Here is a 25,240-nt window from a genome sequence, read left to right as displayed (position 1 = left end):
AGCAGGGAATGCGGTGGGTGGCCTGGACGGCACACAGCTGGCGCGTACGCCGCCGGTTTGCAGGATGTCTGCCGTTCGGCTCAGCCTCGGCGCTCCACAGCCGGCCCCTTGCCCACATCCTCCCCTCGATGCCCTCGATGCCCTCGATGCCCTCGATGCCCTCTGGGCCCTCTGGGCCCTCGGGGCCGTGGGGACCTGGTGTCGGACGAGCGCAGTCGCAGACGAGCGTGGTCCCCTGGCGGTAGGCCCGTAGAAGCCGGCAGGCGCTGATAGGCAACCTGGCTGGCCTCGCCCTGTGTATCGCCGCGCTGGTCGGAAGTGGGAACGATGCTGACCTTTTGCTGACCTCGGCCGCTTCGATGTGGCTTTCACCTGCGGAGACGCCGTAACGAGGTGTGTTGTGGTGGAACTTCATCGCCCGCACCGACGCCGAGATCCGGCAGGCGAGGGAGGACTGGGCCGCCGCCTCCGACCGCTTCGGCGCGGTCACCGGCTACCCCGGCGACCGCCTCCCCGCCCCCGAGCTCCCCACCGTCCCGCTCAAGCCCCGCCGCAACCCGAACTGACCCGGACGGGCCTCCACCTCACCCGCGCGGCCCCGCCGAAGTGCCCTCCGGCGGGCGCGCGGGCAAGCTGGTGCCCCGGGGCCGGGCGCGGGTCGCGCGGCGTGGAGAGGGAGCGGTCATGGGCGGGAAGCGGGAATCGGCCTCCGGAAGCGGCCGGGGAGCGCGGCTCCTCGCACGCCTCGCCGTGCTCGCGGCGATCGGCTCGCTGGCCGTGCTCCTGATCGCGATGGGCCAGGGTGGTTTCGCGGTCATCGGGGCCGGGCTCCTGGGCGTCGTCCTCTGCGCCGTCGGCGTCTGGTGGTTCCTGGCGCACCGGGGCGCCGTGCGCCTCCTCGGCGCGCTCCTGGTGGTCCTCGCGCCCGCCGCCGTCCTGGTCTTCTACACGTACGACGGGCTGTGGCTGACGGCCCTCGTCATGGTCCTGTGCTGGGCCGCGACGCTGGCCTGCGCGCGGGCGGCGCTGCGCAGGGCGCGTCCGGAGCGGACCACTCCCGCGGTCCCCGCCGCCCGGCCCCGGCACGCCTTCCTGATCATGAACCCGAAGTCGGGGGACGGGAAGGTCGGCCGTTTCCACCTGGTCGAGCGGGCCGAGGAGCTCGGCGCCCGGGTGTACCTGCTCGATCCTTCCGTCCCCGCCGACGTCGCCGCGCTGGCGCGGGAGGCGGTCGGGGAGGGCGCGGACCTGCTCGGCGTCGCGGGCGGCGACGGCACCCAGGCGCTGGTGGCGGGGGTCGCCGCCGAGCACCGCCTGCCGTTCCTGGTGATCTCGGCCGGCACCCGCAACCACTTCGCCATGGACCTCGGCCTCGACCGCGACGACCCCTCGCGCTGCCTGGACGCGCTCACCGACGGCGAGGAACTCCGCATCGACCTCGGCGACGTCTCCGGCCGGCCCTTCGTCAACACCGTCTCCTTCGGCGTCTACGCCGACGTCGTGCAGCGTCCCGAGTACCGCGAGGACAAGACCGGCACCGCCCTCGGCCTCATGCCCGACCTGCTCTTCGGCGACCGGGTCCAGCGGGTCGACGCCCGCGTCGACGGCACGGCGCTCACGGCCCAGCAGGCCGTCCTGGTCAGCAACAACCCCTACGTCTCGCCCGACGACCTCATCGGCGGCGCCCGCCGCCCCCGTCTGGACGACGGCGAACTGGGCGTCCTCGGCGTCCGGGTGGAGGACGCGACCCAGGCCGCCGACCTGGCCGTCCGGGGCGCCCAGTCCACGGGCCTGAGCGTCCTGAGCGCCCGCCGCGTCGAAGTCACCTCGGAGGGTACGGACGAGATCCCCGTCGCCGTCGACGGCGAGGCCCTGCGGATGCCCACCCCGGTCGTCTGCACCCTGAAGCCGGGCGCCCTGCGGGTCGTGGTCCCGCGCGACCGGCCGGGCGTCGCGCCGCCCCGGCCGGCGGTCGACTGGCGGCGCGTGCTCGACCTGGCGTTCGGCCGCGAGGACCGGACGACCGCTTCCGGCTGACCGGCCCGCGAAAGCCGCCGGACCGGCGCCACCACCCCACATGGTGACACCGGCCCGGCGGTCGTGCGTCGTGCGACTCCCGTGCGGATCAGCTCACTTGCCGAGCCACGCGTTCCGGAGGGACACCGTCGACACGTTGCCCCGCCTGTCCGTGACCTTCGCGGAGAGCGAGATCCCGGCGTCCTTCGCCGGGTTCTTCACCAGGATCCGGCCGCCGGTGACCGGTACCGGCTTCCACGTCTTCCCGTCGTCGTAACTCACCGACACCGAGAGCGACTTGAGGTTGCGACCGGCGGCCGCGCCCTGCACGGTCACCGGGACCGTCACCCAGGCGTGCGCCGGGGCGCGCGAGGCGAGGTCGACGGGGGCCGCGAAGCGGACCGTGGACACCGGCAGCGCCGTGAGGTCCGCGACCTCCTTCGAGCGGAAGGCGAAGCCGGTCTCGACCCGGGTGGACGCCCCGGCCACGTCGGCCGCCCGCTCCACCGAGGTCACCAGACGGTACTCGGCCTCGCCGGAGCCGACCGCGAAGGGCTCCCCGCCGCTCAGCGGGTCGCCGTTCTCGGCCACCTTCACCCCGTCGCGGTACAGCGTCGTCGTCGCCGAGGTGTACGCCGTGGCGCCCGGGTGGCCCTTGCCGTCGGCGAACAGCGGCACCGCGCCGACGATCCGCTGCTCGCCCGTCTCCGGGTCGGGCGCGGTGCGGAAGAAGCCCATGCCCTCGCCCAGCAGCGGCCCCGCGACACCGGTGTTGAAGTCCTCCCGGTACGTCCGGCCCGCCTCGTAGCGCTTCGGCCGGGCCATCTCGTGGCTCCCCTCGAAGGCCGGGTAGCCCCACTCGTCGGGCGCGCCCAGCTGGTTGAAGCGGGTCAGCCACTCCACGCCGTCCTCGGTCGAGACGTGGAAGGTGCGGACGCCCGGCGCCGGCTGCATCGCGGAGAAGCCGTTGCCCTCCGGCGCCCCGGGCAGGTGGGCGTAGGGGGAGGCGAGGGCCTTCTTCCCGGCGGCGGAGGCGCCGAGGCCGACCCGGACCGTGGCCAGGTCGCCGGCCTCCACGTGCTTGGTGTAGCCGGTCGCGACCTTCTCCACGGGGCCGCCGTAGGCCACCGCGTACTGCTCGGTGTCGCCCTTGAGGAAGTGCGCGTCCCAGGTCTGGAGCAGCGACCCGTCGGTGACGGCGGGGCCCTGGTGGGCCGTCCGGAAACCGGTGAAGCCGCGGAGCACCCAGCCGTTGCCGACCCGGCCGATCTCGGTGTCGAGCTCGTAGTACGTGCCCGCGTAGTCGGCCCGGTCGATGCCGGGCACGGTCAGGTCGACCGGCGCGGTGGTGCGCGCGTCGGCGGTGACGGTGGTGTCGGCGGAGACGTCGAGGCGCGGCCGGGCGATCCAGTCGGTGCCCTTCGCGTAGTCCGAAGGGTCCTCGTAGACGGCCGTGTTGAGGGTGTACGAGCCCTTGGGCACGCGGACCGTACGGCTGCCCGGCTCGCTGTCGACGCGGAGCTGGAAGCCGGCGGCCGGACCGGAGACGCCGGTCAGGGTGGCGGTGTAGTTCTGCGCGTCGGCGCCGTCGCGGCCCAGCGTCCGGAGCGTGAGGTCGTACGACTCGGCCTCCCGCACGGCCACGGCGGCGGTGCGGACGGACAGGCCCGCGCCGGTCGCGGTGACGTGGCCCGAGTAGGCGCCGTCGGCGTCGCCGAGCCGGGTGTCGGCGACGAGGTCGACCTCCGCCGTGCCGCCGGCGGGCACGGTCACCTTCGGGGCGCCGAGGGAGAAGAAGCCGGCCGGGCCCGGGCGGCCCGCCGGGTCCAGGGTGGACACCGACAGGTCGAGGGTGACGTCGGCCGTCCCGAGGTTGCGGTAGACGAGCTTCCGCGTCACCGTCGGGTCGTCGGCGTGCGGCCAGCGGGCCGTGCCGAAGTTCAGCGACACCGGCTCGGCGATCACGGTCTGTTCCAGCGCCCGGTCGACCCGGATGCGGCCCGAGCCCTGCTGGAAGGCGGTGTGGGCGCCGCCCTCGGCGGAGCCGGTCAGCGCGCCCTTCAGCTCGGCGGACTTCCAGTCGGGGTGCCGCTGCTTGAGCAGCGCGGCCGCGCCGGCGACGTGCGGGGTCGCCATGGAGGTGCCGTCGAGCTGGAGGTAGCCCGGGGCGGGGTGCGGGACGCCGGGGCGGGTGTCGAGGGCGCTGCCGGGGGCGGCGGCCGCGGTGACGCCGACGCCGGGGGCGGTCACGTCCGGCTTGACGGCGCCGTCGCCGGCCCGGGGCCCGGTGCTGGAGAAGGGCGCGAGGCGGTCCTCGTGGTCGACCGCGCCGACGGTCAGCGCGGCGTCCGCGCTGCCGGGCGAGCCGATCGACGAGGGGCCGGACTCGCCCTCGTTGCCCGCCGCGACGGCGAAGAGGACGCCCTTCTCGGCGGAGAGCCGGTCGACGGCGGCCTCCAGCGGGTCGACGCCGGGGCTGTCGCTGCTGCCGAGGCTGAGGTTGACCACGTCGGCGCCCTCGGCGACGGCCCACTCCATGCCGGCGAGGACGGCGGAGTCGTCCCCGAAGCCCTCGTCGTCGAGGACCTTCCCGCTGATCACCTGGGCCCCGGGCGCGACGCCCTTGTACCGGCCGCCGGACAGGGCGCCGGTACCCGCGGCGATCGACGCGACGTGCGTGCCGTGGCCGACGCGGTCGACGGCGTCGGGGGAGGAGGAGAAGTTCTTCTCGCCGACGACCCGGGACCTCAGGTCCTCGTGGGTCCTGTCGACGCCGGTGTCGAGGACGGCGATCTTCACGCCGGTGCCGTCGTAGCCGGACTCCCACGCCCGGTCGGCGCCGATCTGCCGGACGCCGCGGTCCAGGCTCGCCCCGCGCACCCCGTCCAGCCAGACCGTGCCGATGCCGGTCGCGGTGGTCCGCGCGCCGGCCTTCCGGCGGTCGGTCAGCGCCTCCCACACCCGGGCCAGGTCGTCCTGGGAGGCGAGGAGGGCGTCGGCGCCGAGGGCCGGGAAGGTCCGCCGGACCTCGGCGCCGCCCGCCGAGCGGAGCTGGGTCCGCGCGGCGCCCGCGGCCCCCTCGTACCGCACGATCAGCTTGAGCCCGGAGCCGTGGCTGCGCCGCAGCCGCGGGTCGGCGAGGACGCCGAGGTCGAAGAGCCGCTGGTCGAGGCGGCCTTCGGCGAGCAGGCGCTGCGCGTCGGCGGGCACCACCAGGGTGCGGTCGCCGGTGCGCCGCACCTCCACGGGTATGTGCTCGCGTCCCGCGGCGGCCTCGAAGCGGACCATCCGGCCCTCGGCGTCGACCACCACGTGGTCGCCGGTGACGAGCGGGACGCGGCGGTCGCCGCCGACCCGGGCGACGCCGGACGCGGCCGCCCCGGTCGCGTCCTTCGTGTGCTTCGCGGTGCCGGTGGCGTTCGTGGCGATCGCGCCGGCGGGGCCGGTCATGCCCGCCAGAAGGGCCACCGAGGTGGCCGCCGCGATGGTGAGGGCGCGTGCTCTCTGCACGTGTGCGCGCAAGTCTCCCCCAGGAGCTTGGGACGATGTCGATCGGTCGTTTCCGGCCAGCGGCGCGGAAGGCGCCCGCTGTCGGTCAGCGCAGTATGTGAGGTCAGTGAGGTGTGATCAACGAGGGCCCCGGGGAGCAGGGTTGGAGCACCTAGTTTTCGGCCACGCCGGAGGACGCGAGTTCGATGGGGCGACGACAGGAGTGTGACGAAGCCGTGACACCCGTGCGATGCCTGTGCGACGGCGGCGGCCGGAAGGGCCCCCGGTGCCCAGGCCCCGCACGGTTTTCGGGCCCCGGCGTCCGCGCGGCCGGAGCGCCCGTCTCCGATTGGCCGTAACCGGGCCGGGAGAGCCTGGTCCCGTCCGGACCGTTGACGCCCCCGCGTTCCGGCCACAAGGATGTCCACCACCCGCATGGGAGCGCTCCCATAGGAGCGTCGCCCCCCACCCCGAGGAGCCCGGACGTGAACAGACGCAGAACCGCCCTGCTCTCCCTGACGGCCCTGCTGGCGGCGGGACTCGCCGCGGTGCCCGCAGGACCGGCGGGAGCGGACGAGGTCGAACGGATCAGGAACGGCACCTTCGACGCCGGCACCGAGTCCTGGTGGACGAGCGGCGTCACCGCCGGACCGGACGGCGGCGGACTCTGCGCCGACGTGCCGGGCGGCACCGTGAACCGCTGGGACGCCGCCGTCGGCCAGAACGACCTCGCGCTCACCGAGGGCGAGACGTACCGCGTCTCCTTCCGCGCGTCGGGCGCCCCCGCCGGGCACGGCGTCCGCGCGGTCGTGGGCCTCCAGGTCCCGCCGTACGACGCCTACCACGAGGTCGTGCCCCAGCTCGACGTCTCGGGCGACACCTACACGTACACCTTCACCGCGCCGGCCGGCACCGCCCAGGGCCAGCTCGCCTTCCAGCTCGGCGGCGCCGCCGACCCCTGGCGCTTCTGCCTCGACGACGTCTCGCTGCTCGGCGGGGTGCCCCCGGAGAAGCACGAGCCCGACACCGGACCCCGGGTGAGGGTCAACCAGATCGCCTACCTGCCCCGGGGACCCAAGAACGCCACCCTCGTCACCGAGGCGACCACCCCCCTCCCCTGGCAGCTCCGCGCCGCCTCCGGCGCCGTCCTCGCCCGGGGCCGGACCGTCCCGCGCGGCGTGGACGCCTCCTCCGGCCAGAACGTCCACTCGATCGACTTCGGTGCCCGCCGCACCCCCGGCACCGGCCTCACCCTGACCGTCGACGGCGAGACCAGCCGCCCCTTCGACATCGGCACCGCCGCCTACGAACAACTGAGCCTGGACGCGGCCAAGTTCTACTACACCCAGCGCAGCGGCACCCCGATCCGCGACGACCTGCGCCCCGGCTACGGCCGCGCCGCCGGCCACGTCGACGTCGCGCCCAACCAGGGCGACGGCGCCGTCCCCTGCCAGCCCGGCGTCTGCGACTACACGCTGGACGTCACCGGCGGCTGGTACGACGCCGGCGACCACGGCAAGTACGTCGTCAACGGCGGCATCTCCGTCTGGCAGCTCCTCAGCACCCACGAGCGCGCCCTCCACGCCCGCACCGGCGACGCCGACCGGCTCGGCGACGGCTCCCTCGCCCTCCCCGAGAGCGGCAACAAGGTCCCGGACATCCTCGACGAGGCCCGCTGGGAGCTGCAGTTCCTGCTCAAGATGCAGGTACCGGACGGCGAACCGCTCGCCGGCATGGCCCACCACAAGATCCACGACGAGCAGTGGACCGGCCTGCCGCTGCTGCCCTCCGCCGACCCGCAGAAGCGCGAACTCCACCCGCCGACCACCGCCGCCACCCTCAACCTCGCCGCCACCGCCGCCCAGGCGGCCCGCCTCTACGAGCCCTACGACCGCCGCTTCGCCGCCACCGCGCTGACCGCCGCCCGCAAGGCGTGGGCCGCCGCCCTCGCCCACCCCGACGTCCTCGCCTCCGAGGCCGACGGCACCGGCGGCGGCGCCTACCCCGACGGCAACGTCACCGACGAGTTCTACTGGGCCGCCGCCGAGCTCTACCTCACCACCGGGGAGCGGGAGTTCAAGGACCACGTCCTCACCTCGCCGGTCCACACCGCCGACGTCTTCGGCCCCGTCGCCTTCGACTGGGCGAGCACCGCCGTCCCCGCCCGCCTCGACCTCGCCACCGTCCCCAGCCGCCTCCCCGGCCGCGACGCCGTCCGCCGCTCCGTCCGCGCCGGCGCCGACCGCTACCTCGCCACCCTCAGGGCCCACCCCTACGGCATGCCGTACGCCCCCGCCGGACAGCGGTACGACTGGGGCTCCACCCACCAGGTCCTCAACAACGCCGTCGTCCTGGCCACCGCCCACGACCTCACCGGCGACGCGAAGTACCGCGACGGAGCCGTCCAGGCCATGGACTACGTCCTCGGCCGCAACGCCCTCAACGTCTCCTACGTCACCGGCTACGGCGAGGTGAGCGCCCAGAACCAGCACAGCCGCTGGTACGCCCGCCAGCTCGACCCCGCCTCGCCCCGGCCGCCCGCCGGCTCCCTCGCCGGAGGCGCCAACTCCAGCATCCAGGACCCCCTCGCCCAGGAGAAACTGAAGGGCTGCGTCGGCCAGTTCTGCTACATCGACGACATCCGGTCCTGGTCCACCAACGAACTCACCATCAACTGGAACGCCGCCCTCGCCTGGATGGCCTCCTACGTCGCCGACCAGGGCTGAAAGGACCCGGGAGGAAAGGCGGGACCGGGCGGTCAGGCCCGGTCCCGCTCCGCGCGGAAGGCCCGCCGGTAGGCGGCCGGAGTGGTGTGCAGGGCCTCGTGGAAGCGGCGCCGCAGGTTGACCGCCGAGGAGAGGCCCACCCGGTGCGCGACGGTCTCCACCGGCAGGTCCGTCTCCTCCAGCAGGGCCCGGGCGGCGGCGATCCGCCGGTCGAGCAGCCAGCGCCCCGGACTGATCCCCAGCTGCTCGCCGAAGCGACGGGTCAGCGTCCGGGGCGAGACGCCCGCCCGCGCCGCCATGCCGGCGACGCCGACCGGCTGCTCCAGCCGCTCGCCCAGCCAGTCCAGGAGCGGCGCCAGCGAGTCGGACACCGGCCCGGCGGCGGGCGGTTCGGCGTACTGGAGCTGGCAGCCCTCCCGGTGCGGCGGCGTCACCATCCGCCGGGCGACCCGCGTCGCGTACGCGGCGCCCTGGTCGGCGCTCACCAGGTGCAGGCACAGGTCCACGCCCGCCGCGGCGCCCGCGCTCGTCGCGACGTCGCCGTGGTCCACGTACAGCACCGCCGGGTCGACCCGGACCCGGGGGAAGCGGGAGGCCAGTTCGGCGGCCCGCTCCCAGTGCGTGGCGGCCCGCCGCCCGTCGAGGAGTCCGGCGGCGGCGAGCACGAAGGCGCCCGCGCAGACGCCGACGATCCGGGCCCCGCGGCCGTGCGCCCGCCGCACCGCCGCGACCACGGCGGACGGCACCTCCTCGCCGGCCGGCCACCGCCCGCCGGGCACCAGCACCGTGTCGGCCCGCTCCAGCGCCTCCAGGCCCGCGGTGACCAGCATGTCGTAACCGGCGTCGGTGCGGACGGCCCCGGGGGCCTCGGCGCACACCTCGAAGGCGTACCGCACCGGGACCGCCGGACCGTGGTCCCCGAAGACCTCGCTCGCGCAGGCCAGCGGGAAGACCGGCTGCGGGGACCGGACCAGCGCCACCACCCGGTGCGGCTCCGGGGGCGCGGGGGGCTTCGACGGCACCGGGAGCTTCCCGGGCTTCGGCTGCGGGCGGGGCGTCATGGCGCGAAAGTACCCCATCGTGTCGTTCGGGACACTGGGACGGCCTCCTGGTCCGGACCAGCATCGGTCGGGTGACCACCACCGACCGTTCCCGGCCCGGACAGCGGACCCCCCTCCCGGACCCTCCGGCGCCCCGACTCCCGCTCTGGGAAAGGCGCTTCGCCCTCTACTTCACCGCCCGCGCGGTCTCCCTCCTCGGCGACGCGATGATGCCCGTCGCCACCGCCCTCGCCGTCGGGGCGCTGTACGGCGTCCTCGGCGTCGGGCTCGTCCTCGGCGTCTGGACCGGGACCTTCGTCCTCCTGGTCCTGTTCGGCGGGGTGTTCGCCGACCGCTTCGGCGCCCGCCGGATGATGGTCGGCGCCGACCTCGTCCGGGTCGGCACCCAAGGCGCCCTGGCCGTCGCCTTCTTCACCGGCCGGCCGCCCTTCTGGCTGCTGGTGGCCATGGCGGCCCTGGCCGGCGCGGCCGTCGCGATGTTCCTGCCGGGAGTGAACGGGATGGTCCCGCTCGTCGCCCGCGAACCGCAGCGGGCCAACGCCGTCCTCAAGGTCGCCGACGCCTTCGCTCACCTCCTCGGCCCCGCCCTCGCGGGCCTGCTGATCACCGTGACCGGCGCCGGGGCGGTCTACGCGATCGACGCCGCCACCTTCCTGCTCAGCGCCCTCTGCCTGGCCCTGGTCAGGATCGCCCCCGCAGCTCCCGCGGCCCCCGACTCGGGCCGCTCCGGCGGGAGTTCGCTCCGCGCCGACCTGCGCCAGGGCTGGCGTGAGTTCCGCGCCCGCACCTGGATGTGGTCGGTCATCCTCGTCTGGATGGTCTGCGGCGTCCTCGTCTTCGGCCCGCTGGTCCCGCTGGGCGCGGCCCTGATCGGCGCCCGCCTCGGCCCCGACGCGTACGGCCTCGCGGTCTCCTTCCTCGGCGCCGGCACCGTCCTCGGCGGACTGCTCGCCCTCCGGCTGCGCCCGGCCCGTCCGCTCGCCGCCGGCGCGGCGGCGGTGGGCCTCTACACGGCGCTCCCGCTCTGCGTGGCGCTCGGCGCGGACCTGCCGGTGCTGCTGGCCGGCCACGCCCTCGGCGGCGCCGCCCTCGCCTTCTGGTCGGTGATGTGGGCGACCAGCGTGCAGACCCACACCCCGCCCGAGGTCCTGAACCGCGTCACCGCCTACGAGTTGGCCGGCTCGGTCTCCGGCATCGCCCTGGGCCAGCTCCTCGCGGGTCCGGCCGCCGCCCTCGCCGCCCCGCACCACCTGCTCCTCCTCGCGGCGGCGGCCTGCGTGGCCGGCTGCGCCGCCCTCCTCGCCGTCCCCGCCGTCCGCACCCTGCGCCGCGCGGCCCCGTAGTCCGGGCCCCGGGCGCCGGGGTCGCGCGGCGAGCCGCGTTCAGCCCCCGGTCCGCCGGTCGGCCTCGCGGAGCGCGGTGCGCAGCGCGGCGAGCCCGTCGGTGTCGAGGTGCTCCACGAAGTGCGCCAGGGCGGCCGTCCGGTCCTCACTGGCGCCGAGCCCGTCCTCCATGAGCGCGGCGGCGTACTCCTCGCGGGTGGCGGCGGCCCGGTAGAGCCAGATCCGGCCCTCGCGGGTCCGGGTGAGGTGGCCCTTGTGGAAGAGGATGCCGGTCACCGTGGTGACGGTGGTGTAGGCGACGTCGCGATGACGGTTGATGTCGTCGACGACCTCGCGGACGGTGGCCGGGCGCCGCCACCTCCAGAAGCGGTCCATGATCTCCGCCTCCAGCTCCCCGAGCCGACGCATGCGTGTCCCCGCCCTCTCCGCAGATCCCCGTGCCGCGACCGGCCTCATGGTAGTCGGGCCGCTCGCGGCGGGGGGCGGACGGAGGCGGACGGGGAAGCAGGTGCGGAAACCGGTGCGGAAGCCGGCACGGGACCTGGCGGGGGAACCGGTACGGCGACGGGCATGGGAACTCCTCTGCGGGTCCGTACGGCCGCGCGTCCTCGCGGCCGTGGCCAGGGACATCGTGGAGCCGCCCGCCCGCGGAGTCTGTGCGCGCGGGCCCAGTCCTGCCCCCGCCCCGCCTGTGCAGACGCCCGACGCCCGCCCGTACGGGCCTCCGCCGGACCCCGTCAGGCCGCGTCGGACCCGGCCGGGGAAGCGCCCGCGGCGGCCCGCGCCCGCAGCGTCAGCGCCGCGTACAGCCCGCCCGAGACCACGATCCCCACCACCCAGCCGAAGTCGTCCAGCGGCGCGAGGAACGACACCAGCGGCTCCCCGGAACCCCCCTGGTCCGTCGGGGCCGGCGAACCGCCCACCGCCAGTACGCCGCCCACCAGGAGCGCGACGGCCGCCCGCCAGTTCCAGCCGCCCGCGTACCAGTACGCGCCGCCCGCCCGGTACAGCTCGTCCGGGAGCAGCCGGGTCCGGCGCACGATCCAGTACTCGACGACGAGGATGCCCGCCACCGTCCCGAAGAAGCCCTCGGTCAGGTTCGCCCAGGCGCTCACCTCGTACTCGCTGCCGCTGCTCCGGGCCCACCACAGCATCCCCGTCCCGGCCAGGGCCGCCAGCACCGCCCCGAGCCGGAAGCCGATCCGCGAGGGGGCGGTGCTCGACAGGTCGTACGCCGCGGGCACCAGGTTCATGGCGAGGTTGCTGCACAGGGTGGCGGAGACCAGGACCACGGCGGCCAGCACCGTGCCGCCCGGCATCTCCTCCAGGGCGTGCGTGGTGAGGAAGCCGTCCCCGCGAGGGTCGTAGGAGGTCCGGGACGCCAGCGCCATCGTGAAGAGGAACATCCCCGTCAGCAGGAAGGGCAGGACCACCCCCACGGCCGTCCGTGCTCCGCCCGGGTCCCCGCCCTCCCCTCCGCCCTCCCGCCGGCTGCCCGACCCCAGGTGCATCAGATCGGGGACGCACAGCCCGAGCGCGGCGAACAGCGCCGTCGTCCGGGCGAAGGCGGGTGCGGCCGCGAGCCAGAAGTCCGCGCCCCAGCCGACCGCCCGCTCCGGCTCCGGCAGCATCGGCCCGTCGCCGTTCACCGCCGCCCACAGGAACGTCACCGCCAGCCCCGCCATCAGCACGGGCGCGGCCCGGTCCGCGAACCTGCGCAGCCCCCGGGGCCCCCGGGTGATGATCCACAGCTGGAGGGCGAGGAAGGCCAGATAGGGCAGACCGAGGGCGTCGAACCCGGAGCCGGTGTCGGTCCCGATCCCGATCGGCCCGGCGAGCAGCGTGATCGCGTACACCCCGAGGTCCGCCTGGAAGGCGAACCACACGCACGCCGACGCGAACCGCAGCAGCGCCGGGAGCGCCGCGCCGCGCACGCCGAAGGCGCTGCGGGCGAAGACGGCGAACGGCAGCCCGTACCGGTCGCCCGCGTGCTCCACCAGCAGCGAGGGCAGCAGGACGACGAACTGCGCGACCAGGCAGATCAGCAGGATCTGCGGCCAGGTGAAGCTCTCCCGCCCCGGCATCCCGGCGAGGATCAGGGAGGCCAGGGACCACGAGACGCAGACCCAGACCGCCGCGAAGTCCCGCCGTCGCCAGCGGAACTCGGGGCTCGTCGCGGGGAGGAGGTCGGCGTTGGAGTAGCGGGTGTCGGGCGGCAGGGTCACCGGGACCACCGCCGGACGTCCTCGTTCCCCGTGCGGGCGCACCACGGCCCCATGTGTCCCCCCGTCCCCCGTGGCCGTCCTTGCCGGCCCCCCTGCCATGCTTCCACGAACAGCCCTGCGGAGGAGGTGAGTTGGCCGCTGAGAGGGGAGGGATGGGGGAGCGGGGCGGGGCTTCCGTGACACGTGGGGAGCCCGGGTTGACGCTCCCGATTGACTTGTGTGACGGCTCGGACGGGTTGTCAAGAGTGCATGGGCGTGGTGAAGCTGGCCGGAATGCGCGTGGTCCGTTCGGGCGACCGGACGGGCCCGAAGCCTCCACCGGCCAGCTTGTCACCTTCCGCGCCTGATCGGTGGCGGAAAGTAGCCCTCTCGAAGGGTAAACCGGCCGTCGAACAAGATCACCGCATCGAGGTAATGGCCCTCGCCTCTCCGGGCGGGACGCGCTGACGGACCGTTACTGTTCCCCCGGATCTGGACGAACGGCCGGATCACCAGCGCCCGTTCCTCCTCCCCACCCTCCTCATCGACCGGTCCGGCATGCCGCCGTGCCCGGTCACCACCCTCCTAAGGAGAGCCGGTCCGATGACCGTCGACACCAGCCCGGAAGCCCAGGCGGCGGCGCCGCAGCAGTCCCTCAGCACCGATGCCGCGCGGAACCTCGCCTCGACCACCAAGTCCGCCCCGCAGATGCAGGAGATCACCTCCCGCTGGCTGCTGCGGATGCTCCCCTGGGTGGAGACCAAGGGCGGCGCCTACCGGGTCAACCGCCGACTGAGCTACACCGTCGGCGACGGCCGGGTGGAGTTCGTGCAGGACGGCGCCACCGTCCGCGTCATCCCCCGCGAGCTCGGCGAACTCGCCCTGCTGCGCGGCTTCGACGACGACGAGGTGCTCGCCGCGCTCGCCGGCCGCTGCGTCCAGCGCGACTTCTCCGCCGGCGACGTCATCGTCACCCGCGGCAACGCCGCGGGCGAGATCCACCTCCTCGCGCACGGCCGCATCGCCCAGACCGCCGAGGGCCCCTACGGCGAAGACATCGCCGTCTCCGTCCTCGGCGACGGCGACCGCTTCGGCGAGAACGCGCTGCTCGACGCCGACGCCACCTGGGACTACACGGCCACCGCCGAGACCTCCGGCACCCTCCTCACCCTCTCCCGCGCCGACTTCGCCTCCGTGCTGGCCGGCTCCCCGGCCCTCCAGGCCCACATCGACGCGTTCAGCAGCCTCCCCGAGCAGGCGCAGAACAAGCACGGCGAGGCCGAGATCGCCATGTCCTCCGGCCACGTCGGCGAGGCCGTGCTGCCCGGCGCCTTCGTGGACTACGAGCTCAAGCCGCGCGAGTACGAACTCTCCGTCGCGCAGACCGTCCTGAAGATCCACACCCGAGTCGCCGACCTCTACAACGGCCCGCACAACCAGACGGAGGAGCAGCTCCGCCTGACCATCGAGGCCCTGCGCGAGCGCCAGGAGCACGAGCTCGTCAACAACCGCGAGTTCGGCCTCCTCCACAACGCCGACTTCAAGCAGCGCATCCAGACCCACTCCGGCCCGCCCACCCCGGACGACATGGACGAGCTGCTCTCCCGCCGCCGGGGCACCAAGCTCTTCCTCGCCCACCCGCGCACCATCGCCGCCATCGGGCGCGAGTTCAACGCCCGCGGCCTCTACCCGGACCACGTCGACCTCGGCGGCCAGTCCGTCCCGGCCTGGCGCGGCGTCCCGATCCTGCCCTGCAACAAGATCCCGATCACCAAGGAGCAGACCAGCTCCATCATCGCCATGCGCACCGGCGAGGACAACCAGGGCGTCATCGGCCTCCGCCAGACCGGCATCCCGGAGGAGTACGAGCCCGGCCTGTCCGTCCGCTTCATGGGCATCAGCGAGCAGGCCATCATGTCCTACCTCGTCACCACCTACTACTCCGCCGCCGTCCTCGTCCCCGACGCCCTCGGCGTGATGGAGAACGTGCAGATCGCCCGCCGCCGCGACTGAGCGGACCCGCCCGCCGCACGGCCCCCGCCGTCGGACGGAACCGGCGGCCGCACCCGCCGGCCGGACCCGCCCGACGGCCCCGGCCCACCCCACCCCGCAAGGAGCCACGGATGCCCGACCCCGGGCCCTCCCCCCTGACGGCGAGCCTGCCCGCCGCGGCGGCCCGCCTCGGGACCGACGTCCTCGCCCGCGCCCTGGCCGCCCCGGCCCCCGGCGCCCCCGCGCCCCAGGACGCACCCCGCTGGACCCCCGGCGGACCCAGCGGACTCGGCACCACCACCGTCTCGTTCGCCCGCCCCGCCCCCGTACCGGACCCGCCGGCGGACCTCCTGCCCGACCCGGCCGGCGCACCGGCCGCCGCCCCCTCGGCGGCGGAGGGCCGACCCGTCCCCGGCCTCTACTTCCACCCGATCCCGGACCCCGACCCCGTCCGGGTGGACGAGGTCAGCCGCCGGATCAAGGACTGGGCCCTGGACGAGGTCCAGCTCTACCCGGACGAATGGGAGGGGCAGTTCGACGGCTTCTCCGTCGGGCGCTACATGGTGGCCTGCCACCCCGACGCCCCCACCGTCGACCACCTCATGCTGGCCACCCGCCTCATGGTCGCGGAGAACGCCGTCGACGACTGCTACTGCGAGGACCACGGCGGCTCGCCGATCGGCCTCGGCGGACGCCTCCTCATGGCGCACACCGCCCTCGACCCCCTCCACACCGTCCCGGAGTACGCCCCCGCGTGGGCCGACTCGCTCGGCGCGGACGCCCCGCGCCGCGCCTACCGCTCGGCCATGGACTACTTCGTCCGTGCCGCGTCGCCCTCCCAGGCCGACCGCTTCCGGCACGACATGGCCCGGCTCCACATGGGCTACCTCGCCGAGGCGGCCTGGGCCGAGACCGGCCACATGCCCGAGGTGTGGGAGTACCTGGCCATGCGCCAGTTCAACAACTTCCGCCCCTGCCCCACCATCACCGACGCCGTCGGCGGCTACGAACTGCCGGCGGACCTCCACGCCCGGCCGGAGACGCAACGGGTCATCGCCCTCGCGGGCAACGCGACGACCATCGTCAACGACCTGTACTCCTACACCAAGGAACTCTCCAGCCCTGGCGTCCACCTGAACCTGCCGGTGGTGCTCGCGGAGCGCGAGAAGCTCTCCGAACGCGACGCCTACCTCAAGGCCGTCGAGGTCCACAACGACCTCATGCACGCCTTCGAGGCCGCCGCCGCCGAACTGGCCGCCGCCCTCCCCGTCCCCACCGTGCTGCGCTTCCTCAAGGGCGTCGCCACCTGGGTCGACGGCAACCACTACTGGCACCGGACCAACACCTTCCGCTACAGCCTGCCCGACTTCTGGTAACCGACCCCGGCGAGAAATGGACTCCTCTGTGACCACCGAGCTGACCCCCACCGACGCCTCCGCGCTCATCCCCGGCCCGGCCAACCCGTACCAGGGCGACATCGCCCGGTACTGGAACGCCGAGGCCCGGCCCGTGAACCTGCGCCTCGGTGACGTGGACGGCCTCTACCACCACCACTACGGCATCGGCGCCGTCGACCACGCCTCCCTCGGCACCCCCGAGGACAGCGAGTACGAGAAGAAGCTCATCGCCGAGCTGCACCGGCTGGAGTCCGCCCAGACCGAGGTCCTCCTCGACCACCTCGGCCCGATCACCGCCGCCGACACCCTCGTCGACGCCGGCTGCGGCCGCGGCGGATCGAGCGTCATGGCCCACCAGCGCTTCGGCTGCAAGGTCGAGGGCGTCACCCTCTCCTCCACCCAGGCCGAGTTCGGCAACCGGCGCGCCCGCGAGCTGGGCATCGACGACCACGTCCGCGCCCAGGTCTGCAACATGCTCGACACCCCGTTCGAGAAGGGCTCCATCGCCGCCTCCTGGAACAACGAGTCCAGCATGTACGTCGACCTCGACGACCTGATGGCCGAGCACTCCCGCTTCCTCAAGGTCGGCGGCCGCTACGTCACCATCACCGGCTGCTGGAACCCCAAGTACGGCCAGCCCTCCAAGTGGGTCTCCCAGATCAACGCCCACTTCGAGTGCAACATCCACTCGCGCCGCGAGTACCTCAAGGCGATGGCCGACAACCGCCTGGTGCCCCAGGCCGTCATCGACCTGACGCCCGACACGCTGCCCTACTGGGAGCTGCGCGCCACCTCGTCGCTGGTCACCGGCATCGAAGAGGCGTTCATCGAGTCGTACAAGGACGGCTCCTTCCAGTACGTGCTGATCGCCGCCGACCGCGTCTGATCCCCTGCGCGGCCGGTCACCGGGCCGGGCCCGCCCTCACGGCGGGCCCGGCCCTCCGCCGTGCCCCGCCCCCGACGCACCGGAGCCGAACCCTTAGGTGATTCGTCCGGGTCTGCGGCATCGTGGGGAAGCGCCCGCGGCCGGGCCGAAGGGGGACACCGGCCGGGCGGAGAAGAACGAGGGGGACACGCACCATGGACCAGGGGACCAGCCCGAGAGCCGCCGACCCGCGACGGACCGCGGGACCGGACCGGCCGGAACGCGGCCGGGGCGTGCTCGAAGGGGCCTTCGCCCTGCTCGACGCGCTCCGCCGGTGCGGCGACGAGGCGGGCGTCACCGAACTCGCCCTCGCCTGCGGGGTGCCCAAGGGCAGCGCCCACCGGCTGCTCGACCAGCTCGTCGCCGTCGGCGCGGTGGAACGGCGCGGCTCGCGCTACCGCGTCGGACCCGAGCTCTACCGCCTCGGCCAGGCGTGGGAGCCGCACCCGGGCCTCCGGCTCGCCGCCCGGCTGCCGGTCCAGCGGCTGCGCGCCGCCACCGGCGCCAGCGTCGTCCTCGCCGTCCTGCGCGAGGACCAGGCCATCGTCGTCGCCTCGGCCCCGGGCGAGCTGGAGCCGCTGGTGCCGGTCCGCGACGGCACCGCCTTCCGCCTCGACACCGCCGCCGGGCAAGCGCTGCGCGGACCCCTGCGGGGCGGAGCCGTCCTCGACCGCGAGGACGTGATGGACGGCGTCTGCTGCGCCGCCTTCCCCGTCCGAGGCAGGGACGGCAGGGCCGTCGCCGCGCTCACCGCCCTGGTGCCGGCCGGACGACGGCTCGACGCCCTCGCCGAGGCCGTCGCCGACGCCGGGAGCGCGCTGGCCCGCGCCCTGGCCAGAGGCGTCCCGCACCGGGCCGTCCCGCCCGTCGCGCTGGCCCCCTGACCGGGTGCCCGCCAACTCCGTTCTACGCGCGTTCCGTTCAACGGAACGCGCGTAGAACGAGGCGGGCCGGACCCGGCACAGTGAGGGACGTGCCGGGGGAACGGCACGGAAGACACCCAGCGGAACGCACACCTTCGGGGGAGACACACCATGCGCAAGAACCGCGTCGCACGCATCGCCGCCACCGCCCTCCTCGGGCTCGGCACCCTCGGCGCCTTCGCCGGCACCGCCCACGCCGAGCCGATCGACTACGTGAAGATCGAGCTGTTCGAGCTGCACTGCCAGCAGAACAGCGAGGGCGACCACGACGAGGCGTACCTCAAGATCACCGACGCCAACGGCAACGCCGTCAAGGTCTGGCCCGGCAACGGCATCACCTACCAGACGATGGGCTCCGGCTACGTCCGCTCCATGGCGGACGGCAACGGCAACGCCGCGCTCATCCTCGGCAGGGAGCAGGCCCGCACCCTGACCCTGTGGGACAAGGACACCTTCGGCGGCGACGACAAGCTCGGCTCCACCCTCGTCACCGGCAGCGAGGTCGGCGCCGAGACCCAGTGGCGCACCGTCGAGGGCTCCGGCGGCGTCTACGTCATCGGCTACCGGGTCATCGACATCTGATCCACCGCAGGACAGCACCGAGGGCCGTGCCGGTTCCACCGGCACGGCCCTTCCCCGTGCTCCCGAGCCTTCGGTCAGAGCGCGTCGGGCGCGTGCAGCTCGCCCGAGCGCGCCACCCGGGAGTACCAGCGGGCACTGGTCTTCGGGGTGCGCTCCAGGGTGTCGTAGTCCACCCGCACCATCCCGAACCGCTTCGCGTAGCCGTACGCCCACTCGAAGTTGTCGAGCAGCGACCACAGGAAGTAGCCCCGGACGTCGATGCCGTCGGCCATCGCCCGGTGCACCTCCGCCAGGTGCGCGTGCACGTAGGCGGTGCGCTCGGGGTCGTGCACCCCGCCGTCGTCGCCGACCGTGTCCTCGTACGCGGCGCCGTTCTCGCTGATCACCAGCGGCAGGCCCGGGTACGCGTCGGCGGTCCGGCGCAGCAGGTCGTACAGGCCGGTCGGGTCGACCGGCCAGCCCATCGCCGTCCGCTCGCCGGGCGCGCGGTGGAAGGCGACCGAGTCGGCGCCCGGCCACGGCGAGTGGGCGCTGTCGCCGTGCCCGTCGTCCTGCGGCTTCTCCTCGCCCTCGGCGACGTGCGCCACCAGCGTGGGCGCGTAGTAGTTGATGGCGAGGAAGTCGAGCGGCTGGTTCGCCGTCGCCGTGTCGCCGGGCTGGACGAAGGACCAGTCGGTGAGGTGCCGGGTGTCGGCGATCAGGTCCTCGGGGTACGCGCCCTCCAGCATCGGGCCGAGCCAGACGCGGTTGCCGACGGCGTCGATCCGGCGGGCCGCCTCCAGGTCCTCGGCGGAGTTGCCGCGCGCCCGGACCTCGTGCAGGTTCAGCGAGACCGAGATCTGCCGGTCCGACGGCAGGGACGCGCGCAGCGCCTGGACGGCGAGGCCGTGACCGAGGTTGAGGTGGTGGGCGGCGCGCAGCGCGGCGACCGGGTCGGTCCGGCCGGGGGCGTGCACCCCGGAGCCGTAACCGAGGAAGGCGCTGCACCAGGGCTCGTTGAGCGTGGTCCACCGCTTGACGCGGTCGCCGACGGCGTCGGCGACGATCCCGGCGTACTCGGCGAACCGCTCGGCCGTGGCGCGCTCGGGCCAGCCGCCCGCGTCCTCCAGCTCCTGCGGCAGGTCCCAGTGGTAGAGGGTGAGGGCCGGCTCGATGCCGGCGGCGAGCAGCTCGTCCACCAGCGACCGGTAGAAGTCCAGGCCCTTCTGGACGGCGGGACCCCGGCCGGTGGGCTGGACCCGGGACCAGGAGACGGAGAACCGGTAGGCGTTCAGGCCGAGTTCGGCCATGAGCGCGACGTCGTCCCGGAACCGGTGGTAGTGGTCGACGGCGACGTCGCCGGTGTGGCCCTCGAAGACCTTGCCGGGGGTGTGCGAGAAGGTGTCCCAGATGGACGGGGTGCGGCCGTCCTCACGGGCGGCTCCCTCGATCTGGTAGGCGGCGGTGGCCGCGCCCCAGAGGAAGTCGGAGGGGAAGGAACGGGTGGCGGTGAGCGGCCGGGTCTCGGACGCGGTCATAGGAGGGCGCTCCCAACGCGGGGTACGGGTCGGCACGTACGGGTCCGGCGACGGCGGCGGACCCGTACGGCCGACGGGAATTGCGGTACGGAGAGGGGTGGGGCGGGTCAGCTCTTGACCGCGCCGGCGGTGATGCCGCCCACGATGTGCTTGCCCAGGAAGGCGAAGACCAGCAGCAGCGGCACGGTCGATATCAGCGCGCCGGTCAGGACGATCGCGTGGTCGACGGTGTGGTTGCCCGCGCCGAGACCGGCGAGGGCGACCTGGAGGGTCGGGCTGCCGTCCGGGGTGAGCGCGATGAACGGCCAGAAGAAGTCGTTCCACGCCTGGACGAAGACGAGCATGCCGAGCACGGCCATGGCCGGGCGGGCCACCGGGAAGACCACGTGCCAGATGATGCGCAGGCTGTGCGCGCCGTCCATCCGGGCCGCCTCGACCAGCTCGACGGGCAGCGCCTCCACGAGGAACTGGCGCATGAAGAAGACGCCGAAGGCCGCGACGAGCGAGGGCAGGACGACCGACTGGAGCTGGTCGAACCAGCCGAGGTCGGTGATGATCTGGTAGAGCGGGATGACGCTGAGCTGCGGCGGGATCGTCATGGTGGCGACGACCAGGGAGAGCAGCATGCCGCGGCCCTTGAAGGGCAGCTTGGCGAAGGCGAAGCCGGCCAGCGTGGAGAAGAGGACGGTGGAGGCGGCCACCAGGCTCGCCACGATCGTGGTGTTGACCAGGGCCTCGCCCATGTCGACCTGGTCCCAGGCGAAGCTGAGGTTGTCGAGCAGACGGGAGCCGGGCAGCAGCGGTGCGGGCGCCTGGACGACGCGGTCACCGGTGTGCGAGGCGGCGACCACGTTCCAGTACAGCGGGAAGAGCGAGACCACCGTCGCGACGATCAGCAGGACGTAGGTGAGCGGTCCCGCGTGGTGCTGCCGGCCCGCCGTCTGGCGGAAGCGGCGGCGCCCCGGGCGGACGCCCGGCGTCTTGGGCTCGACGGACGGGGAGGTGTCGAGGGTGCGGGCCATGGGTCAGTCCCCCAGCTTCTTGCGGTTGCGGCGGGAGAGCAGCGCCTGGATGCCGCCGATGAGCAGCAGGAGCGCCAGCATGACCCAGGCGATCGCGGAGGCGGAGCCCAGCGCGCCGGTGATCCAGCCCTTCTCGTACATCAGGAGGCTCAGGGTCTGGAACTGGTGACCGCTGCCGCCGCTGATGCCGACGCTGCCGCCGAAGAGCATCGGCTCGCCGAAGAGCTGGGTGGCGCCGATGGTGGAGACGATGATCGTGAAGAAGATCGTCGGCCGGATGGAGGGGATGGTGACGCTGATGAACTGGCGCCAGCGGGACGCGCCGTCCAGCGAGGCGGCCTCGTAGAGGTCCTGCGGCACGGCCTGCATGGCGGCCAGGTAGATCAGCGCGTTGTAGCCGGTCCAGCGCCAGGTGACGATGACGGAGATCGCGATCTGCGCCGGCCACTTGGAGTTCTTCCAGTCGACCGGCCCGATCCCGACCCAGTCGAGGACGCCGTTGATCATCCCGTAGTCGGTGTTGAAGAGCTGGGCGAAGACCAGTGTCGCCGCCGCGATCGAGGTGGCGTACGGGGCGAGGATGGCGACCCGGAAGAAGCCGCGGCCGCGGAGCTTGTAGTTCAGCAGGTGGGCGAGGCCGAGGGCCATCAGCAGCTGCGGGACGGTCGAGATGACACCGATGGTGAAGGTGTTGAGGAGCGCGTTCCAGAAGAACTCGCTGGTGGCGAGGTCGGTGTAGTTCTCCAGGCCCTTCCACTCGGGCGTGCCGCCGAGCTCGACCCGGTTGAGCGAGAGCCAGCCCGTGTAGATCAGCGGGAAGAGGCCGAAGGCGGCGAAGGTGAGGAAGAAGGGGGTGATGAAGACGTACGGGATCGCCTTGACGTCCCAGCGGTACAGGGTGCTGCGCCAGCCGCCCGGGCCGGAGCGGCGGCGCCGGCCGTGCGGGGCGGGCGGGGAGGGCGGTGCGGCGGGCGGCGGGGTGCCGTCCTGCGTCGCCCGTACGGAGGTGGCCACGGGTGGCGTCCTTCCAGGTCGATGCGTGCGGTGGTGCGGACGGTGCCGGCCCGCCGCCGGCAGGTGGCGGCGGGCCGGCGCACGGTCCCCGCTACTGCTGGATCTTGTCGTCGACCAGCTTCTTGACGTTCTCCCATGCCTTGGCCGGGTCGGTGCCCCGCTGCTCGATGTCGAGGATGCCGTTGTCGGTGAGGAAGGTCTTCACCTGGCCGTCGTAGCGGCTGATGACGGCGGGGGTGATGCCGGCCGCCGCCGAGGAGAAGATCTTGCCCACCGGGGTGTCGCCGAAGTACGGCAGCTTGGCGTCCTGCACCGCGGGGGAGAGGAGGGTGTCCTTCGAGGACGGGATGTTGCCGTTCACCGCGAAGACCTTGGCGTGCTGCTCGGGGGCGGTCAGCCAGGCGGCCAGCTCGGCGGCCTCCTTGGTGTGCTTGCCCGCCTTGGGCACGGCGAGGAAGGCGCCGCCCCAGTTTCCGGCGACGGGCGGTGCGGCGATGTCCCACTTGCCCTGGTTGGCGGGACCGGCCTGGTCCTTGATGATGCCGGTCATCCAGGACGGGCAGGCGACCGTGGCGAACTTGGAGTTCTTGAAGGCGGCGTTCCAGGTGCCCGCCTCGTCGAACTGGCGCAGCTTGGCGGTGAGTCCGCCCTGGGCGGCCTTGACGCCGAGCTCCCAGGCCTTCTTCACGCCGGGGCTGTTCTCCCAGTCGAGCTGGCCGCTGGAGTTCGCGTACTGGACGGGGTCGCTGGAGAGCACCGCGTTGAACAGACCGCTGGCGGAGTCGTGGAAGGCGGTGCCGGCGGGCGCCTTCTTCTTGTACGTCTCGCCGACGGTGAGGAACTTCGCCCAGTCGCCGTTCCACAGCTTGCCGACCTCGTCGCGGTCGGTGGGCAGTCCGGCCTTGGCGAAGAGGTCCTTGTTGTAACAGACCGCCATGGGGCCGATGTCGGTGCCGAGGCCGATGACCTTGCCGTCGGCGGTGGTGGCCTGCTTGACCTTCCAGTCGAGGAACTTGGAGGTGTCGGCGCCGCCCTCCTTGACGACGTCCAGCCACTTGGCGGCCATGGTCGGGCCGGTCGCCTCGGCGATGTAGCCGACCTCGATGGCCTGGATGTCGGCGGTGCCGCTGTTCTGGGAGAGGCGCAGCTTCAGGGTGTCCCAGTACTTCTGACCGTCGGAGACGTTCGACTCCTCGATCTTGATGTTCGGGTGGAGCCGCTCGTACTCGGCGTACAGCTTCGCGCCGGTCTTGTTGTCGTAGCCGAAGGACCCGAAGGTGCCGACGCGCAGGGTGATCTTGCCGCCGTCCTTCCCGGCCTCGTCGTCCTTGTCGCTTCCGCAACCGGTGAGCAGGACCGTGCCGGTCACCACCGCGGCGACCGCCGCGGCGGCCGTGCGGTATCCGCGTCTGCTGCTGGAAGTGCGCATTCCACTCTCCTCGTCCAAGGTGGTGCTCTTTGTGCGCCAAGAGGTCCGGCCGACTGCTCGCGGCTCGGCGGGCCCTGCCGGGACCTGATGCAGGCTGTGTGGCTTCCCCTGATGGGAGCGCTCCCACGTCGTTGCCGGAAGGTTGCCGCCGGGGGGGTGGGGGTGTCAAGAGATGAAGGCGGATTCGTTACCGGAAGGTGTTCGGCGGGTTTCCGCCCGCCGGGACGCGGGTCTTCACGTCATCTCCTGAACGCGCGCGTGGCGCCGCGCGCGGCCGGTGCTCTAGGGTGGGAGCGCTCCCATCCCGGTGCGGCCCCTCGCGGGCCCCTTCCTCCGGCACGGCCGCTCCACCCAGGAGGGCCCACCCCACCGCGGCCCTGGCGAGCGGCACGATGTCCGACGAGGGGAGCACCGCGAGCGTGAACGGACGGCAGATCAGCAGACCCACCCTGGAACAGGTCGCGGCCCGCGCCGGAGTCGGCCGGGGCACCGTCTCACGGGTCATCAACGGCTCCCCGCGCGTGAGCGAACAGACCCGCGCCGCCGTGGCCCGGGCCGTCGCCGAACTGGGCTACGTCCCCAACCAGGCCGCCCGCGCCCTCGCCGGCAGCCGCACCGACGCCATCGCCCTCGTCATCCCCGAGGCCGAGGCCCGGCTCTTCGCCGAGCCCTACTTCCTCGACCTCATCCGCGGCGTCAGCGCCGAGCTCGCCGAGGCCGACAAACAGCTCCTGCTCACCCTGGTCCGCACCGAGCAGGAGCGCCAGCGCTTCGAGCAGTACCTCGCCGCCCAGCGCGTCGACGGCGTCCTCCTCGCCTCCGTCCACGGCGACGACCCGCTGCCCGACCGCATCCGCGAACTCGGCATCCCGGTCGTCATGAACGGCCGCCGCTCCGAGGCCGAGCCCGTGCCGTACGTCGACTCCGACAACATCGGCGCGGGCCGCGCCGCCGTCGCCCACCTGGTGGGCCGCGGCCGGCAGCGCATCGCCACCGTCACCGGCCCCCCGGACATGTACGTGGCCAGGGCCCGGCTCGGCGGCTACCTCGCCGGCCTCGCCGAGGCGGGCCACACCCCCGACGAGGGCCTCGTCGCGGCCGGTGACTTCACCGAGGACGGCGGCCGCTCGGCCATGCGCAGCCTGCTGGAACGCCGCCCGGAACTGGACGCCGTCTTCGCCGCCTCCGACGTCATGGCGGCGGGCGCCCGCGCGGCGCTGCGCGAGGCCGGCCGCCGCGTCCCCGAGGACGTCGCCCTGGTCGGCGTCGACGACTCCCCGGTGGCCCGCCTCATGGACCCCCCGCTCACCAGCGTCCGCCAGCCCATCGAGGAGATGGGCCGCACCATGGCCCGGATGCTCCTCGACGACGTCTCCGGCACCCTGGAGGACACCCCGAAGCGCGTCCTGCCGACGGAACTGGTGGTCCGGGAGTCCTGCTGAGGCCCGGGGCTTCCCCGCGGCCGCCCGGCCGGATCACGGAGGCGCCCGTCCGGCGGCCCCGGCGGCCGTACGCGTGCGGCCCGCCCGGCCGCCGTCGCGTTCCGTCCGTCGTTCCGGTCCCCACCCCTGGTGCCGCCGCCATGACGCAGGCATGGACG

General features: G+C 73.8%; 17 protein-coding genes and 1 pseudogene. 10 read left to right on the top strand and 8 right to left on the bottom strand.

Features of this window, described 5'->3' with window-relative positions:
* Window positions 1-395 precede the first annotated feature (395 nt).
* Window positions 396-566 (top strand): annotated as a pseudogene (locus IE326_RS38250) (pirin family protein); the annotation flags it as partial.
* Between the two features lie 118 nt (window positions 567-684).
* Entirely contained in the window at window positions 685-2,037 is a 1,353-nt protein-coding gene (locus IE326_RS38245) for a diacylglycerol/lipid kinase family protein (RefSeq protein ID WP_190044836.1), read from the top strand.
* Between the two features lie 93 nt (window positions 2,038-2,130).
* Here IE326_RS38245 and IE326_RS38240 read toward each other — a convergent pair whose 3' ends face one another.
* On the bottom strand, window positions 2,131-5,526 hold the full coding sequence (locus IE326_RS38240) for a S8 family peptidase (protein WP_190044835.1): 3,396 nt from the start codon (window positions 5,524-5,526) through the stop codon (window positions 2,131-2,133).
* A gap of 464 nt (window positions 5,527-5,990) precedes the next feature.
* On the opposite strand from IE326_RS38240, the gene IE326_RS38235 reads away from it, so the two are divergent.
* Window positions 5,991-8,231, top strand: a complete 2,241-nt coding sequence (locus tag IE326_RS38235) for a glycoside hydrolase family 9 protein (RefSeq protein ID WP_190044834.1) — start codon at window positions 5,991-5,993, stop codon at window positions 8,229-8,231.
* Window positions 8,232-8,263: 32 nt separating this feature from the next.
* Here the strand turns inward: IE326_RS38235 and IE326_RS38230 are convergent, their stop codons facing one another.
* Window positions 8,264-9,292: a GlxA family transcriptional regulator gene (locus IE326_RS38230; protein WP_190044833.1), complete on the bottom strand. Its 1,029-nt coding sequence runs from the start codon at window positions 9,290-9,292 to the stop codon at window positions 8,264-8,266.
* 71 nt (window positions 9,293-9,363) lie between these two features.
* On the opposite strand from IE326_RS38230, the gene IE326_RS38225 reads away from it, so the two are divergent.
* Window positions 9,364-10,635 carry an MFS transporter gene (locus IE326_RS38225; protein WP_229915854.1) on the top strand — a complete coding sequence of 424 codons (1,272 nt, stop codon included), beginning with the start codon at window positions 9,364-9,366 and terminating at the stop codon, window positions 10,633-10,635.
* 39 nt (window positions 10,636-10,674) lie between these two features.
* Here the strand turns inward: IE326_RS38225 and IE326_RS38220 are convergent, their stop codons facing one another.
* Both IE326_RS38220 and IE326_RS38215 read right to left on the bottom strand, forming a co-directional pair.
* On the bottom strand, window positions 10,675-11,043 hold the full coding sequence (locus IE326_RS38220; protein ID WP_150234659.1) for a BlaI/MecI/CopY family transcriptional regulator: 369 nt from the start codon (window positions 11,041-11,043) through the stop codon (window positions 10,675-10,677).
* A 329-nt stretch (window positions 11,044-11,372) separates the two neighbouring features.
* Entirely contained in the window at window positions 11,373-12,860 is a 1,488-nt protein-coding gene (locus tag IE326_RS38215) for a cytosine permease (protein ID WP_190044832.1), read from the bottom strand.
* Between the two features lie 582 nt (window positions 12,861-13,442).
* Between IE326_RS38215 and IE326_RS38210 the strand changes: the two genes are divergently transcribed.
* The 5 genes from IE326_RS38210 (at window position 13,443) to IE326_RS38190 (ending at window position 18,658) form a co-directional block, all read left to right on the top strand.
* On the top strand, window positions 13,443-14,852 hold the full coding sequence (locus IE326_RS38210) for a family 2B encapsulin nanocompartment shell protein (protein ID WP_150234656.1): 1,410 nt from the start codon (window positions 13,443-13,445) through the stop codon (window positions 14,850-14,852).
* Window positions 14,853-14,962: 110 nt separating this feature from the next.
* Window positions 14,963-16,207 carry a family 2 encapsulin nanocompartment cargo protein terpene cyclase gene (locus IE326_RS38205; protein WP_150234654.1) on the top strand — a complete coding sequence of 415 codons (1,245 nt, stop codon included), beginning with the start codon at window positions 14,963-14,965 and terminating at the stop codon, window positions 16,205-16,207.
* Between the two features lie 28 nt (window positions 16,208-16,235).
* The gene (locus IE326_RS38200; protein WP_150234652.1) at window positions 16,236-17,114 is read left to right on the top strand and encodes a geranyl diphosphate 2-C-methyltransferase; all 879 of its coding nucleotides are present in this window, start codon (window positions 16,236-16,238) and stop codon (window positions 17,112-17,114) included.
* Between the two features lie 194 nt (window positions 17,115-17,308).
* On the top strand, window positions 17,309-18,037 hold the full coding sequence (locus IE326_RS38195; RefSeq protein ID WP_150234650.1) for an IclR family transcriptional regulator: 729 nt from the start codon (window positions 17,309-17,311) through the stop codon (window positions 18,035-18,037).
* Between the two features lie 150 nt (window positions 18,038-18,187).
* Entirely contained in the window at window positions 18,188-18,658 is a 471-nt protein-coding gene (locus IE326_RS38190; protein ID WP_150234648.1) for a hypothetical protein, read from the top strand.
* A gap of 74 nt (window positions 18,659-18,732) precedes the next feature.
* Here IE326_RS38190 and IE326_RS38185 read toward each other — a convergent pair whose 3' ends face one another.
* The 4 genes from IE326_RS38185 to IE326_RS38170 all read right to left on the bottom strand — a co-directional run bounded on the left by IE326_RS38185 (window position 18,733) and on the right by IE326_RS38170 (window position 23,640).
* Complete coding sequence (locus IE326_RS38185) at window positions 18,733-20,175, bottom strand: GH1 family beta-glucosidase (RefSeq protein ID WP_190044831.1); 1,443 nt, start codon at window positions 20,173-20,175, stop codon at window positions 18,733-18,735.
* A gap of 107 nt (window positions 20,176-20,282) precedes the next feature.
* Window positions 20,283-21,197, bottom strand: a complete 915-nt coding sequence (locus IE326_RS38180; protein ID WP_150234645.1) for a carbohydrate ABC transporter permease — start codon at window positions 21,195-21,197, stop codon at window positions 20,283-20,285.
* Window positions 21,198-21,200: 3 nt separating this feature from the next.
* Entirely contained in the window at window positions 21,201-22,211 is a 1,011-nt protein-coding gene (locus IE326_RS38175) for a carbohydrate ABC transporter permease (RefSeq protein WP_030754445.1), read from the bottom strand.
* 91 nt (window positions 22,212-22,302) lie between these two features.
* The gene (locus tag IE326_RS38170) at window positions 22,303-23,640 is read right to left on the bottom strand and encodes an ABC transporter substrate-binding protein (protein WP_150234644.1); all 1,338 of its coding nucleotides are present in this window, start codon (window positions 23,638-23,640) and stop codon (window positions 22,303-22,305) included.
* A gap of 392 nt (window positions 23,641-24,032) precedes the next feature.
* Between IE326_RS38170 and IE326_RS38165 the strand changes: the two genes are divergently transcribed.
* A complete protein-coding gene (locus IE326_RS38165; RefSeq protein WP_190044830.1) occupies window positions 24,033-25,082 on the top strand; it encodes a LacI family DNA-binding transcriptional regulator in 1,050 nt (349 codons plus the stop codon).
* Window positions 25,083-25,240: the final 158 nt, after the last annotated feature.

This window comes from Streptomyces filamentosus (assembly GCF_014654895.1).
In the GTDB taxonomy this organism is placed as follows: domain Bacteria; phylum Actinomycetota; class Actinomycetes; order Streptomycetales; family Streptomycetaceae; genus Streptomyces; species Streptomyces filamentosus.
The sequence above is the reverse complement of the archived record's forward strand: the minus strand, read 5'-3'. Positions and strand labels throughout refer to the sequence as shown.